Annotated in this window: 13 protein-coding genes and 1 tRNA gene; 3 read left to right on the top strand and 11 right to left on the bottom strand. The window is 62.9% G+C overall.

The features are described 5' to 3' along the window. Positions 1–506: 506 nt before the first annotated feature. Positions 507–866 carry a multidrug/spermidine efflux SMR transporter subunit MdtJ gene (locus ACVWY1_RS15520; RefSeq protein ID WP_023629979.1) on the top strand — a complete coding sequence of 120 codons (360 nt, stop codon included), beginning with the start codon at positions 507–509 and terminating at the stop codon, positions 864–866. Continuing rightward, positions 860–1,177 carry a multidrug/spermidine efflux SMR transporter subunit MdtI gene (mdtI, locus tag ACVWY1_RS15515; RefSeq protein WP_277502269.1) on the top strand — a complete coding sequence of 106 codons (318 nt, stop codon included), beginning with the start codon at positions 860–862 and terminating at the stop codon, positions 1,175–1,177. The genes ACVWY1_RS15520 and mdtI overlap by 7 nt, the downstream gene beginning before the upstream one ends. A 225-nt stretch (positions 1,178–1,402) precedes the next feature. Here the strand turns inward: mdtI and ACVWY1_RS15510 are convergent, their stop codons facing one another. Genes ACVWY1_RS15510 through ACVWY1_RS15490 form a run of 5 tightly spaced genes read right to left on the bottom strand, consistent with a single transcriptional unit; the run spans position 1,403 to position 5,674 of the window. Then, a complete protein-coding gene (locus ACVWY1_RS15510; protein ID WP_277502268.1) occupies positions 1,403–2,626 on the bottom strand; it encodes a methyltransferase in 1,224 nt (407 codons plus the stop codon). Between the two features lie 59 nt (positions 2,627–2,685). Beyond that, positions 2,686–3,375, bottom strand: a complete 690-nt coding sequence (locus tag ACVWY1_RS15505; protein WP_110697277.1) for an ABC transporter permease — start codon at positions 3,373–3,375, stop codon at positions 2,686–2,688. Continuing rightward, on the bottom strand, positions 3,376–4,068 hold the full coding sequence (locus tag ACVWY1_RS15500; protein WP_094010996.1) for an ABC transporter permease: 693 nt from the start codon (positions 4,066–4,068) through the stop codon (positions 3,376–3,378). Between the two features lie 57 nt (positions 4,069–4,125). Continuing rightward, positions 4,126–4,887: an ABC transporter substrate-binding protein gene (locus ACVWY1_RS15495; protein WP_110604171.1), complete on the bottom strand. Its 762-nt coding sequence runs from the start codon at positions 4,885–4,887 to the stop codon at positions 4,126–4,128. Between the two features lie 13 nt (positions 4,888–4,900). Next, complete coding sequence (locus ACVWY1_RS15490) at positions 4,901–5,674, bottom strand: ABC transporter ATP-binding protein (RefSeq protein ID WP_046853793.1); 774 nt, start codon at positions 5,672–5,674, stop codon at positions 4,901–4,903. A gap of 606 nt (positions 5,675–6,280) precedes the next feature. On the opposite strand from ACVWY1_RS15490, the gene gabP reads away from it, so the two are divergent. Continuing rightward, positions 6,281–7,666 carry a GABA permease gene (gabP, locus tag ACVWY1_RS15485; protein WP_277502267.1) on the top strand — a complete coding sequence of 462 codons (1,386 nt, stop codon included), beginning with the start codon at positions 6,281–6,283 and terminating at the stop codon, positions 7,664–7,666. A gap of 86 nt (positions 7,667–7,752) precedes the next feature. On the opposite strand, the gene ACVWY1_RS15480 is transcribed toward gabP, so the two are convergent. The 6 genes from ACVWY1_RS15480 to ACVWY1_RS15455 form a co-directional block, all read right to left on the bottom strand. Beyond that, positions 7,753–8,196 carry a hypothetical protein gene (locus ACVWY1_RS15480; RefSeq protein ID WP_277502266.1) on the bottom strand — a complete coding sequence of 148 codons (444 nt, stop codon included), beginning with the start codon at positions 8,194–8,196 and terminating at the stop codon, positions 7,753–7,755. Between the two features lie 89 nt (positions 8,197–8,285). Then, entirely contained in the window at positions 8,286–9,296 is a 1,011-nt protein-coding gene (gene ppk2 / locus ACVWY1_RS15475) for a polyphosphate kinase 2 (RefSeq protein WP_258599713.1), read from the bottom strand. Positions 9,297–9,481: 185 nt separating this feature from the next. Beyond that, positions 9,482–9,557: transfer RNA gene (locus ACVWY1_RS15470), tRNA-Phe, on the bottom strand. A 90-nt stretch (positions 9,558–9,647) separates the two neighbouring features. Further along, positions 9,648–9,920, bottom strand: coding sequence for an oxidative damage protection protein (locus ACVWY1_RS15465; protein ID WP_457378475.1), 273 nt, complete (start codon positions 9,918–9,920; stop codon positions 9,648–9,650). After that, the gene (gene mutY, locus ACVWY1_RS15460; RefSeq protein WP_110604173.1) at positions 9,917–10,984 is read right to left on the bottom strand and encodes an A/G-specific adenine glycosylase; all 1,068 of its coding nucleotides are present in this window, start codon (positions 10,982–10,984) and stop codon (positions 9,917–9,919) included. The genes ACVWY1_RS15465 and mutY overlap by 4 nt, the downstream gene beginning before the upstream one ends. Then, on the bottom strand, positions 10,981–13,230 hold the full coding sequence (locus ACVWY1_RS15455; RefSeq protein WP_457378474.1) for an AsmA family protein: 2,250 nt from the start codon (positions 13,228–13,230) through the stop codon (positions 10,981–10,983). Before ACVWY1_RS15455 ends, mutY begins: the two co-directional genes overlap by 4 nt. Between the last annotated feature and the right edge of the window lie 3 nt (positions 13,231–13,233).

The following is a 13,233-nucleotide window of genomic DNA, read 5'->3' as shown; positions in this document are numbered from 1 at the left end:
CTCCGTACAGTGATGAACGGAGCGGATTATTCTTGAATAATTATCGTAAAACAATAATTAATTTTGTATTTTGCCTCATGGCGACGGTTTGTCGCAGGAGGAGGGCCTGCACGTGGCACCGGCCTTGCCGGTGATCGCGGGGCCAGCCCGCTCCCACGCAGAAGACGGTTGCGTAACTGCAGGGCCATCCCCAGAGAACGAACATGGGGAATATAATTTACGAAGCTTTCAGCAGGCTTTAAGGGGATCTTCCTGAAGTCATCTATTTTCCGTGAGAAATAATTAGTCCTAACCTATCGTTTTGACTTAATCGATCAGCTCAGCTAATCTTGTGTTCATTATGTTGAACAGTAAAGCTTTCAAGCTCCTCTCCTCTTCCCGCCTGGTCTCCCGTGAACGTCACTGGACCGGCGACCTCTAGCGCCACCCTCCCTCTACAGCCGTAAACGTCTCTGTCTGGCGCCGATGCCTGTGCGCTCGGCCGCTGTCGCCCATGGGAGGGCACCATGCGTTCCTGGATCTACCTGATCGTTGCCATCACCTTCGAGGTGATCGGCACGGCGTCGATGAAACTCGCCGCCACTCATTTCCCTGTGATGGGGCATGCCGTCATGTACGTCATGATCTGTCTGTCGTATTTCTTCCTGGCCCTGGCGGTCAAGCGCGTGCCGGTGGGTGTGGCCTACGCGCTGTGGGAAGGGTTCGGTATCGTGCTGATCACCTTGATCAGCGTGCTCTGGCTTGGTGAAAGCCTGGGCTGGACCAAGGCCCTGGGCCTGGCGGTGATGATCGCCGGCATCCTGCTGGTCAAGGCCGGTACCCGCGCCAAGCCCGTCGAACGTGAAGGGGAGGCCGTGCCATGTTGATTCCATTTGCCTGGCTGGGCCTGGCCATCGTGCTGGAGGTATTGGCCAACCTGCTGCTCAAGTACTCCGACGGATTCCGCTGCAAGGGCTTGGGCCTGGCCTCGATCCTCTGCGTGCTGGCGGCGTTCACCGCGCTGGCGCAGGCGGTGAAGGACATCGACCTGTCGCTGGCCTACGCCATCTGGGGTGGCTTTGGCATCCTTGCCACCGTGGCCATGGGCTGGGCCTTGTTCGGTCAGCGTCTGGCCGGGCGTGGTTGGTTGGGGCTTGCGTTGCTGCTGGTAGGCATGGGCTTGCTCAAACTGGCTTGACAACTACCCCGCCAAAGCGCTTGGCAAAATTGCTTATGCACAAGTGGCATTGACCGCTTGCGCGAAAGGCATGCCGACAGCCGCTACCACCGGTCTTTGCGCAAAGGCCTGTTTTTACTGGCTTTGAGGCCCACGACGGAATAAGCAAAGCAGCGCAAATAGCCCAAGGATCCAAGATTTCGTGATTTTCATCACAAGCTTGTACACAGAGTTATCCACAGGCTGTCAACCGCGCTGCGGCGTTGCGTCGCGCTCACCCAGCAGCAACAGGTTGCGCGGGGTCAGCGGGTAATCGCAGAACACGCCTAGCCGTACCGAATAGCCTTGCTCCTGCAGGAACAGTGCGCGATCGAGCACCAGCCACATCTCCAGTGGGCGGCGGAACAGGTTGCGTACCTGTTCGAGGTTGCGTACCTGGGCCAGGCGTTGCTGGCCGGCTGCCTCCAGGGCAACCCAGTCGGGTTGGCCGTTGATCGTCAGCTGCTTGAGCTCGGCCAGGTCGCGACAGTAGTGCTCGAAAGGCTTTGCCAGCCAGCTGACCGGCAGCGAAGGGGTGGGCAGGTATTCGTCCACGTCCCGTTGCTGGCGCTGCAGCAGGTCGAACCCGAGGCGGCGGGCCATGGACTGGTCGCGCTGGCGCCGAGTGCGCTGGCTCGAGGTGACCGCTTCGCTCAGTGGCAGGCCCAGGTCTTCCTGGGTCAATGCCAGGGTCGAGGCCTGGGCGGCACCGGAGAGCGGTTGATAGCGCTTGCCCTGGATGCGGTTGTAGCAGCAGGGCGCGACGGCGATCTGTCGGCATCCCTTCTGGCTTGCCAGTTGCAGCAGCCGCACATGCAGGTCGCCGCAGGCGTGCAGAGCGACCGCGCTCTTGTCGCCATCCAGATGCCGGGCGCTGTCCATGGCCATGACGTTCTGGTGGACATGGGTGGCAGCCAGGTGGTGATGCTCGCTCAGGGCCTTGCCGGCACTGACCAGCTCGGCATCGTACTCCAGGCAGGTCAGATGCTGGCCGGGTTGCAGCAGGCGCCTGCCCAGGTGGCCTTTGCCGGAGCACCAGTCGAGCCAGTGCCGCGCAGGCTGGCTGAATGCCAGGCGGCGGCTGAAGGCTTCGATCTGCTGCCACTTGCGGCCAGGGACGTTGACGTCGAGACGGTGCCCGGCGGGGTGCAAGCCGGCATCGGGCAGCTCGCCGACGACGGACAGTGCCTGCGCCTGTGCGGCCAGTTGTGGAAATGGGGCCGGGGCCGCAGGTTGCTCGGGGGCTTCGGCTTGCTCAAGGGTGCGTTGGCGCAGCCAGCGGGATAGCTCGATGTGCTCGTCTTCCCAATCCAGGCGCAAGTGGTTGAACGGGCGCGGGCGCCACAGCTGCTGGTGCTGCAGCAGGAAATGGTCGAGGGCCTGGAAGCGCTCGAGCAGGTGCTGGTCGTGGAGGTAAGGCGTGGTCGGCATGCAGGCACCGCAGCACTATCGATGGGGGCCGCCATGCGGCCCCGATGTTGTTTACATCCTCAACGCCCTTGGCAGGCATCCACGCGCAGCCAGCGCTCCAGCACTTTGAAACCCTGAACCAGCACAAACGAGATCAGCAGGTAGAACACCCCGGCGGCAAAGAAGATCTCCACCGGCAGATAGGTGCGGGCAATGATGGTCCGTGCCATGCCGGTCAATTCCAGCAAGGTGACGGTACTGGCCAGCGCACTGGCCTTGAGCATCAGGATCACTTCGTTGCTGTAGGCCGGCAGGCCGATGCGCGCGGCGCGCGGCAGCATGATGTAGAGCAGCGTCTTGCCCCGTGACATGCCCAGCGCCCGGGCCGCTTCGATCTCGCCCTTGGGGATCGCCTGCAAAGCACCGCGCAGGATCTCGGCGATGTAGGCGGCGGTGTGCAGGGTCATGGTCAGCACCGTGCACCAGAACGGATCGCGCAGGTACGGCCACAGCGAGCTGTTGCGCACCACGTCGAACTGGGCCAGGCCGTAGTACACCAGGAACAGCTGCACCAGCAGCGGCGTGCCGCGGAAGAAGAAGATGTAACCGAAGGGCAGGGCGCGCACATACCAGTGACGCGACGAGCGCGCCACGCCCAACGGTATGGCCAGGATCAGGCCGGCGATGACGGCGATGGCCACCAGCTCCAGGGTCAGGGTGGCACCCTGGGCCAGGCGTGGCAGCCACTTGATGATGACTTCCCAGTTCATTTATTCGGCCCTCATGAAGCCGCGAGCGGCGCGCTTTTCCAGGAAGTGCATGCCGGTCATGGCAATCACGGTCAGGCCCAGGTAGATGCAGGCGGCCACGGCGTAGAAGGTGAACGGCTCCTTGGTGACGGTCACGCCGATCTGCGCGTGGCGCATGATCTCTTCCAGGCCGATCACCGACACCAGCGCAGTGTCCTTCATCAGGATCATGAACAGGTTGCCCAGGCCCGGCAGGGCGATGCGCCACATCTGCGGGAGGATGATCCGCGACAGGATGCGACCCTTGGAGAGGCCCAGGGCCAGGCCCGCTTCACGATGCCCCTTGGGGATGGCCAGGATCGCGCCGCGGAATACTTCCGTGGCGTAGGCGCCGAAGCACAGGCCGAGGGCGATCACGCCGGCAGTGAAGGCACTGAGCTCCAGGCCAGGCATGTTCAGCAGTTCGCCAAGGCTGTTCATCAGCCCGACGGTGCCGAAGTAGATGAGCAGCACCCAGAGCAGTTCGGGAACGCCGCGCACCAGTGTGGAATAAGTGCCGCCAAGCCATTGCAAGGGCTTGACCGGCGAGGTCTTGGCCAGGGCGCCGAGCAGGCCCAGGACCAGCCCCAGCAGCAAGGCGCAGAGCGCCAGTTTTACGGTCATCAGGGTACCGGCCATCATGGCCGGGCCGAATCCGTGCAGGTCGATATTCATGGGTAAGTTTGTTCAAGGGACAGGCACCGCCAAGGCGGCGATGCCTGTCGGGGCGAATCAATAGATGCTGAACGGGAAGTACTTGTCGTTGATCTTCTTGTAGGTGCCGTCGGCGACGATTTCCTTCAGTGCAGCGTTGAGCTTGTTGCGCAGCTCGTTGTCGCCTTTGCGTACTGCGATGCCGACCTTGTCGCTTTCGTTCACCGGGTCGCCTTTGAACTCGTAGTTCTTGCCGGCTTCGGATTTCAGCCAGTCGTAGTTGGCGTACTTGTCGGCGAGGATGGCATCGACGCGGCCGGAGGTCAGGTCGAGGTAGGCATTTTCCTGGCCGTCATACAGGTTGACCTTGAACTCGCCGTCCATGCCGCCGTTGTCGTCCAGCCAGGTAGCCGCCTGAGTGGCGCGCTGGGTGCCGATGGTCTTGCCCTTGAGCGAAGCACGGTCGGTCTTGAAGTCGACGTTTTTCGGTGCGATGAACTGCTGCTTGTTCGAGTAGTAGGGGTCGGTGAAGTCAACGGCCTGCTTGCGTTCGTCGGTGATCGACAGCGAGGAGATGATGAAATCGGACTTCTTGGCGTTCAGCGCTGGGATGATGCCGTCCCAGTCGGAAACGGCCACTTCGCACTCGACTTTCATCTTGGCGCACAGGGCGTCGCCGATGTCTTTGTCGAAGCCCACGACCTGGCCGCTGGCATCTTTGTTGTTGAACGGCGGGTAGGCCGCCTCGATGCCCATTTTCAGTTTCTCGGCTGCCATGGCATTGGCCGAGAACACCAGGGTGGCGGCAGCGGCCAGGAGGACTTTTTTATAGGTCTGCATTCGTGTTGCTCCGTTAGCGGTGGCTGGACATGAATTGCTTGCAACGCGCCGAGGTCGGGTTCTCGAAGACCTGCTGCGGCGATCCTTGCTCTTCGACCAGGCCCTGGTGCAGGAAGACCACTTCACTGGACACCTGGCGGGCAAAGTTCATCTCGTGCGTCACCAGCAGCATGGTACGGCCTTCTTCGGCCAGGGCGCGGATGACGTTAAGCACTTCCTGGACCATTTCCGGATCGAGCGCCGAGGTTGGCTCGTCGAACAGGATGACCTTGGGTTTCATGGCCAGGGTACGGGCGATGGCGGCACGTTGCTGCTGGCCACCGGAAAGCTGGGCGGGATAGCTGTGGCGCTTGTCGAAGATGCCGACCTTGTTCAGCAGCGCCTCGGCATGCTCGATGGCCTCGGCCTTGCTCTGGCCAAGTACGCGGCGCGGCGCCTCGATGATGTTGTCGAGGATCGACATGTGCGGCCACAGGTTGAAATTCTGGAAGACAAAGCCGATCTCGCTGCGCAGGCGGTTGATCTGGCGGTTGTCGGCGGCGATCAGGTCGCCGTTTTTCTGCGCCTTGAGCTTGAGGGCTTCACCGGCGACCAGGATCTCGCCCTGGTGCGGGTTCTCCAGCAGGTTGATGCAGCGCAGCAGGGTGGACTTGCCAGAGCCGGACGAGCCGAGGATGGAGATCACGTCACCGTCGCGCGCGGTCAGCGAAATGCCCTTGAGAATTTCCTGCTCGCCATAGCGTTTGTGCAGGTTGCGGATTTCCAGCGCGGGCGTGGCCTGAGCCATTTGCGGTCCTCATGTGTTCGGGTGCGTTCCCAGCTGTTGGCGGCCTTCCTGGCGAGCGCCACGCTAGCATAGCGGCGCAACGGCGGCCAACCGGGTCGCGGGGTGCTCGGGTCGCTGGTGGGACAGTTTGTCGCATCGCTGCAGTGGACTGTCGCCAGGATGTCCGCAATAGCGTTTTGCCCAGCACCGGAGCCTTGATGAAAAAAGGCGCGATGGTGCCAGCTTTGGCCCGGTCTGGGAAGCCGTTTTTAGCCGGGTGGCACTGTGTCGCGGACTTGACGGGGGCAAGGTTGCGCCTGTTGGTTGCGCTTTCTGTTGCGCAAAATTCGTGCACAGGTGTTACCGAGGAGCACCTTTGGTGCATTTGTAAGTGAGTATTTCCGTAATCCAGACTTGGCATGGGGATTTGGCGACCTTTCGGTCAAAGCTTGGCACAATGCGCTGCAAGCCGCGCCGTTATTGGAGGCAGAAATATTTCAGACGAAAGTCATTCTCACCTGGCCCGCTTATTGCCCTCTGGAAACCACTGAATGCGGCGACGCCTATCCACACCTCGGCGCGCTGGCCAGTCATTCGTGTAGTCCACCTCCTTACAAAGGTAGTTTTATGAGCGGTAACAATTCCAATGACCTCGCTCAGGGGCTCAAGCAACGGCATGTGACCATGCTGTCCATCGCCGGCGTGATCGGTGCCGGGCTGTTCGTCGGCTCCGGCCACGCCATCGCCGCCGCCGGCCCCGCCGTGCTGCTGGCCTACGCCGCGGCCGGTACCCTGGTCGTTTTGGTGATGCGCATGCTCGGCGAAATGGCTGTCGCCTCGCCTGACACCGGTTCCTTCTCCACCTACGCCGACCGCGCCATCGGGCGCTGGGCCGGTTTCACCATCGGCTGGCTGTACTGGTGGTTCTGGGTGCTGGTGATTCCGCTGGAGGCCAACGCCGCCGCCGCCATCCTGCATGCCTGGTTCCCCTCGGTGGACCTGTGGGCGTTCTCGTTGATCATTACCCTGGCGCTGACCATCACCAACCTGTTCAGCGTGAAGAACTACGGTGAGTTCGAGTTCTGGTTCGCCCTGCTCAAGGTGCTGGCGATCATCGGCTTCATCGTCGTCGGTTGCGCGGCCATGTTCGGCATGGTGCCGAGCAGCCAGATCAGCGGCGTCAGCCACCTGTTCGACACCCAGGGCTTCATGCCCAATGGCCTGGGCGCCGTGCTGGCCGCCATGCTGACCACCATGTTCTCGTTCATGGGGACCGAGATCGTCACCATCGCCGCCGCCGAATCGAAGGATCCGGGCAAGCAGATCAGCCGCGCCACCAACTCGGTGATCTGGCGAATCTGCCTGTTCTACCTGGTGTCGATCTTCCTGGTCGTGGCCATGGTGCCGTGGAACGATCCGACCCTGGCCGAGAAAGGCTCCTACCAGACTGTCCTCAGCCTGATCGGTGTGCCGAACGCCAAGCTGATCGTCGACATCGTCGTGCTGATCGCCGTGACCAGCTGCCTGAACTCGGCGCTTTACACCTCTTCGCGCATGCTCTTCTCCCTGAGCAAGCGTGGCGACGCCCCGGCGGTTGCCCAGCGCACCACCAAGGCCGGCACCCCGCACTGGGCCGTGCTGCTGTCCACTGCCGCAGCCTTCCTGTGTGTGTTCGCCAACTTCCTGGCCCCGGCTGCGGTGTTCGAGTTCCTGCTGGCCAGCTCCGGCGCCATCGCCCTGCTGGTGTACCTGGTGATCGCCGTGTCGCAACTGCGCATGCGTGCCCAGCGTGAAGCCAGCGGTGAGAAGATCTCGTTCAAGATGTGGATGTTCCCGGGTCTGACCTGGGCGACCATCGCCTTCATTATCGCCGTGCTGGCGGTGATGGCGCTGCGCGAAGATCACCGTGCCGAGATCATCGCCACGGCAATCCTGAGCATTGGTGTGGTGGCAGCTGGTCTGCTGGTGCACCGCAAGCGTGGCGCTGCTGCGCGTGTGGCGCTGGATAGCTGATCCACAGATGAAATGAAAAGGCCGCGTCCTGTGAAGGACGCGGCCTTTTTTGTCTGCACGGGTTGTGGACGCGGGTGCGGTTCGACTCAGCCGAACTGCTTCTGCTGTTGCTGCTGCTTGGCCACGATCTCCGAGGCGGTGACATAGGCGTCCTGGAACTCGTCGCTCTCCAGCCACGCCATGGTCGCGTCCTCGTCAATGCCGTCGAGCCATGCGCGGTAGGCGGTGAACACCATGACGATGTAGTCGGTGGCGTGCTCTTCCTTGTGGCCCTTGAGCACCAACGCCAGCAGCGGGTCGACCAGGAACACCGAGATCATCGGCACCAGGCCGTTTTCCTGGGCTTCCTTCATTTTTTCGAACAGGCTGTCGTAGCTGCCTGACTCCATGGCCTTGTTGAACACCTGCTCGACACTGGCACTGTCGCCAGCGCTGGCCTTGACCGCCTGGCCGCTGCGCACCATGCGATTCTGCTTGGCCTTGGTGGCGGCGCGCTTGGCGCGTTTCTGTTGCTTGGTGTTGGTGGCCATGGGTGGATCCTTGGGCTGACTGGTAAAGGCGCGTATTGAAGCGTAGTTGCGCGAGAAACCCAAGAGGCCGTCCAACGGCCCCAAAGTGTTCAGCTCACCAGCGCCTCCGGCTCATCTTCCTCGAACCCCCGCGAAGCCCGCCCGACCAGCAACGGATCCGGCGCATGCGCCACGCTGTGGTCCTTGCCTGGATAATCCAGCGAGTGCAGGAAGTGACGAATGCAATTGATCCGCGCGCGCTTCTTGTCATCTGACTTGATCACTGTCCATGGCGCATCGGCCGTGTCGGTATGGAAGAACATCGCTTCCTTGGCAGCGGTGTAGTCCTCCCACTTGTCCAGCGACTTGATGTCGATGGGCGAGAGTTTCCAGTGCTTGAGCGGGTCGTCGCGGCGGGAGATGAAACGGCGCAGTTGCTCTTCGCGGTTCACCGAGAACCAGAACTTGAACAACAGGATGCCGCTGTTACACAGCATGCGTTCGAGGTCAGGTGCCTGGCGCATGAACTCCAGGTATTGCAGTGGCGAGCAGAAGTCCATGACCTTCTCGACCCCGGCGCGGTTGTACCAGGAGCGATCGAAGAACACCATTTCACCGGCGGTGGGCAGGTGTTGCACATAACGCTGGAAGTACCACTGGCCCTTTTCCTGCTCCGACGGTTTCTCCAGCGCCACGATCCGCGCGCCGCGCGGGTTCAAGTGCTCCATGAAGCGCTTGATGGTGCCGCCCTTGCCCGCAGCATCACGACCCTCGAACAGCACGACGATGCGCTGGCCGGTTTCCTTCACCCAGTTCTGCACTTTCAGCAGCTCGATCTGCAGGTCGTGCTTGGCCTTCTCGTAGTCCTGGCGGCGCATGCGCGTGCGGTAGGGGTAGCTGGCCGGCAGGCGTGCCGAGGTGCTGTCCTCGCTGCTGCCCTTGCGCGCGTTGGCCACTTCCAGGGCGGCGGGCTGCTGGCTGACCTGGGTGATGATCTCTGGCGCGGCGGCGCTGGCGGCCGGCTTGCGTTGGCGCGGACGGCGGGTGCGAGGGGTGGGCTTGGCGCTGCTGCCGGTTTCGGCAGGCGACGGCAGGAGAAGGGTGGCGGATTCTTCGCTCATGGAGGTCCTTGCGGGGTCGTTCGAATGTCCACCTTCCATCCTATGAGCGCATGGCGAGTGGCTTTTTGATATCGATCAACCGGGCATGAAGGAGCTAGAAGAAAAATCGCAGGCAACAAAAAACCCGCACTAGGCGGGTTTCTTGTGTCGCTTCGGGTAACTTTGCAACCACCAGAAGCTGAAGGTGGTGCCCAGAGACGGAGTCGAACCGCCGACACGAGGATTTTCAATCCTCTGCTCTACCGACTGAGCTATCTGGGCGACGAGGTGCATTAAATAGATTTCCGAACCGATCGTCAACGACTTTTTTGAAAAAATTTAAATTAATTCCGTCGCTTACGGTTTTCGGGGTCAATTCGAGGGTGGCACGTAGCCTTCGGCCTGGGCGTAGTCTTGGCCTGTGAAGAACTTGTCCATCTCGGCCTGGATGAATTTGCGGTCCTCGGCATTCATCATGTTCAGGCGCTTCTCGTTGATCAGCATGGTCTGGTGGTCCTGCCACTCCTTCCAGGCTTTCTGCGAGATGTGCTCGAAGATGTCCTGGCCCTTGGCGCCCGGGTAGGGTGGGCGGTCGAGGCCTGGGAGCTCTTCGTTGTACTTGCGGCACTTCACGGTGCGGGTCATCGCTTCTCTCCTGCAATCAGTTCGTCGGCCGCGCGTTGCAGCAGCTTCTTGACCGGGGCGGCGAGGCCCAGGCGCGGCGGGGTGGCGAGGTTATACCAGAGCCAGTCGGGCTCGGCCACGTGCGCGCCGACGGGGTCGACACGCACCAGCCAAGGCTCGATGGCCAGCTGGAAATGGCTGAAGGTGTGGGTCAGGCCTGCCAGGGCCTGGCTGCCGGCCAGACGCAGGCCGTGCTGGTAGGCGAGGTCTTCGAGCTGCTCGAGGCTGTCCAGCTCCGGCAGGCTCCACAGGCCGCCCCACAGGCCGGTGGAGGGCCGACGATAGAGCAGGATCGCGCCTTCGTGGTTGGTCAGCAATGGCATCAGGGTCTTGCGCTGGGGCAGGGCCTTGCGCGGCTTGGGCTCGGGGTAGCGGGTCTCTTCGCCGTGCAGATGGGCTTCGCAGCCGCGCTGCAACGGGCAGATCAGGCAACTGGGCTTGCTGCGCGTGCACAGCGTCGCGCCCATGTCCATCATCGCCTGGGTATAGTGATTGGCCCGGGTCATCGGCGTGAAGCGCTCGGCACTGGCCCACAGCTGGTTAGCCACCTTCGGCTCGCCCGGGTAGCCGGCCTGGGCGGTGAAGCGGGCCAGTACGCGCTTGACGTTGCCGTCGAGGATCGGCGCGCGGATGCCCATGCTGATACTGGCGATGGCCCCGGCAGTGGAGCGGCCGATACCGGGCAGCTCGGTGAGCTGCTCGACGCTGCGCGGGAACTCGCCGCCATGCCGTTCGACGACGATCTTCGCGGCTTTCTGCAGGTTACGGGCACGGGTGTAGTAGCCCAGGCCCGTCCACAGGTGCAGCACCTCGTCCTCCGGCGCCTCGGCCAGCGCCTGCACGGTGGGCAGCGCCTGCATGAAGCGGTCGAAGTAGTTGAGCACGGTGCTGACCTGGGTCTGCTGCAACATGATTTCCGACACCCACACCCGATACGGGGTGATGCCCTGTTGCCAGGGCAGGTCATGCCGACCGTGCTGGTCGTACCAGTCCAGCACGGCGCTGGAGAACTGCTGGGGTGTCATCGCTTGAACAGCCCCTTCAATGCATCTTTGAGTTCAGGGCTCACCTTGTCTCCGAGTTTCTCTTCGAGCTTTTCATCGATCTTGTCTTTCAGGCGATTGCCGGCCAGCTTCGCGGCCACCTTGCCCAGGCCGTCCTGGTCCAGGCGGCACGCTTTGGCGCCCAGCTCCAGCGGGCCGCGGCAGCGCAGCGGCACTTCGACGCCGACATAGCGCTCGTTGACCTGGCAGGCCGGGTCGGGCATGGCGCGCTGGTCGCCTTCGACGACCACGCCGACGTTGTAGTCCATGCCCAGCACGCGCAGGTCGAGGTCGCCGTGGCCGTTGACGGTCAGGCCTGGGATGCGCACCTTGAGGTCCGGGTTGCTGGCCACGCCGTTACGCATTACCAGGCTGCCGCGCAACTCCTGGAACGGCGTGTCCTTGCCACGGGGCTCACCGCTGAGCTGCTTGCGGTTGAGGGTGGCGATGGCCTGGCACAGTTGCTGTTCCAGGTTGGCGTTGACCAGCACGCCGTCGTTGATGGTGAAGCTGGCATTGCCATTGAGCGTATCGACCAGCGCCTTCTGGCTGTTGCCAGTGGCGGTAAGGTCGCTGTTCAGGGTCAGCAGGCCCTTGACCGGCGGCGCCTGCTCCGGGGATTCGCGCTTGAGGAAGTGTTCCACTGGCACGCGGTTGATCTTGGTGTTCACGCCGATCTGCGGTACGGCAGGGCGCACATCCACGGTGCCCTTGGCCTCGAAGGTGCCGTTGTACAGGCCGCCGCGCAGGGTCTGCAGGGTGACCAGGCCGCCTTGGCCGCTGGCGGTCAGCTGTGCATCGCTGATCGGCAGCTTGTCCAGCGTCAGGGCGCCGAACGACAGGTCGGCCTGTAGATCGAGGGCGCGCAGGCGGTCGACCGGCAGCAGCTTGTCACTGCTCCAGGCAACTTGCGTCGGTGCGTCGGGTAGCGGCGTGGAGCCGGCGCCGGCGACGGCAGTGGCTTCCTGCTGCTTGACCTCGGCCTGGCGCGCTGCGGTGGCACCCTTGGCTTCCTCGCTCTTGGCCGGCAGGTAGCGGTCGGCGTCGAACTTGTCGCCCTTGAGGCGCACGCGCAGGGCCTGCTTGGCGAAATCTTCCACGGCGACACGGCCGGTGAAGGTGCTGTCGTCCAGCTTCACCGCCAGGTCTTCGAGGGCGAGGCTGTTCGGCGTGCCTTGCAGGCGGGTGACCAGTTCCAACTTCTTGAACGCTGCCGCGTCCGCAGTGGCGGGCAGCGGGTGGCCTATACCGTCGAGGAAGGTGCGCAGGTCGAACTGGGCGATGGACAGGCCGCCGCTGACCTGCGGAGCCTTGTCGAGGTCGCGCACGTTCAGCTCGCCCAGGGCGCGCAACTGGTTGGCCGAGACCTTCAGGCCGCTCCAGGAGGCGACATTGGCCGCCAGGTCGACCAGCACCTGGCCTTGGGCGGCGAAGGTCATGGTCTTGCCGGCCAGTGGCTCGCCCGAGGTCTCGCCAGACAGGCGCATGTCCTCTAGGTTGTAGCGCTTGAGACGGCGATCGAAGCGCAGTTCGCCGGTCAACTCGGTACGCGCCTTCAGGTTCGGTTGGCTGGCGCTGAGGAAGGCGCTGGCCTTGAGCGGGATGTTCACGCCTTCGTGCACGGGGCCGGTGCTCAACTGAATGCTTTCGGCGCCGTAGGTTTGGCCGGCTTTCTCGTCGGTGTACAGCACCCGGGCGTTGTTGACGGTCAGGCTGTCGATGTCGAGCTTGACCGAGCGCTCGTTGCCTTGCGGTTTTTCCGCTTCGGCGGCTGCTGCTTCGCCCGGCGTGGCGGTCGGGGCATTGGCCACGGCCGGGTCGGGCAATGGCTTGCCGATGTCTTCCCAGTTGCCATGGCCGTTGGCATCGCGGGTCAGCGTCAGGTTGAGGCCTTCGACCCGCACGTCGCTCATCTGCACTTCACGGCGCAGCAGCGGCAGTACGCGTACCGACAGGCCGAGCATCTGCAGGTCGGCGAAAGGCACCTTGGGGTTGTTCAGCGTGGCGATGCTGGCCTCGTGCAGCTCCAGGCCCAGCCATGGGAACAGGCTCCAGCCGATATCGCCATTGAGGGTGAGCTCCACGTGGGCCTTGTCGCGGGCCAACTGGCGGATTTCTTCTTTGTAGTCGTTGGGATCGAAGAGGTGGGTCAGGGCGAAGCCCAGCGCCACGATGATCAGCAACAACCCGAGAAGCCCCAGCCCCAGGATTTTGCCGAACGCTTTCATGGG

It is taken from the genome of Pseudomonas sp. TE6288, from assembly GCF_054062095.1.
This window is presented reverse-complemented; position numbering and strand designations above follow the sequence as displayed.

Coding starts and splice junctions, on each gene's coding strand:
- ACVWY1_RS15520 (WP_023629979.1), top strand. CDS start 507: ATGCGTTCCTGGATCTACCTGATCGTTGCCATCACCTTCGAGGTGATC.
- mdtI (WP_277502269.1), top strand. CDS start 860: ATGTTGATTCCATTTGCCTGGCTGGGCCTGGCCATCGTGCTGGAGGTA.
- ACVWY1_RS15510 (WP_277502268.1), bottom strand. CDS start 2,626: ATGCCGACCACGCCTTACCTCCACGACCAGCACCTGCTCGAGCGCTTC.
- ACVWY1_RS15505 (WP_110697277.1), bottom strand. CDS start 3,375: ATGAACTGGGAAGTCATCATCAAGTGGCTGCCACGCCTGGCCCAGGGT.
- ACVWY1_RS15500 (WP_094010996.1), bottom strand. CDS start 4,068: ATGAATATCGACCTGCACGGATTCGGCCCGGCCATGATGGCCGGTACC.
- ACVWY1_RS15495 (WP_110604171.1), bottom strand. CDS start 4,887: ATGCAGACCTATAAAAAAGTCCTCCTGGCCGCTGCCGCCACCCTGGTG.
- ACVWY1_RS15490 (WP_046853793.1), bottom strand. CDS start 5,674: ATGGCTCAGGCCACGCCCGCGCTGGAAATCCGCAACCTGCACAAACGC.
- gabP (WP_277502267.1), top strand. CDS start 6,281: ATGAGCGGTAACAATTCCAATGACCTCGCTCAGGGGCTCAAGCAACGG.
- ACVWY1_RS15480 (WP_277502266.1), bottom strand. CDS start 8,196: ATGGCCACCAACACCAAGCAACAGAAACGCGCCAAGCGCGCCGCCACC.
- ppk2 (WP_258599713.1), bottom strand. CDS start 9,296: ATGAGCGAAGAATCCGCCACCCTTCTCCTGCCGTCGCCTGCCGAAACC.
- ACVWY1_RS15465 (WP_457378475.1), bottom strand. CDS start 9,920: ATGACCCGCACCGTGAAGTGCCGCAAGTACAACGAAGAGCTCCCAGGC.
- mutY (WP_110604173.1), bottom strand. CDS start 10,984: ATGACACCCCAGCAGTTCTCCAGCGCCGTGCTGGACTGGTACGACCAG.
- ACVWY1_RS15455 (WP_457378474.1), bottom strand. CDS start 13,230: ATGAAAGCGTTCGGCAAAATCCTGGGGCTGGGGCTTCTCGGGTTGTTG.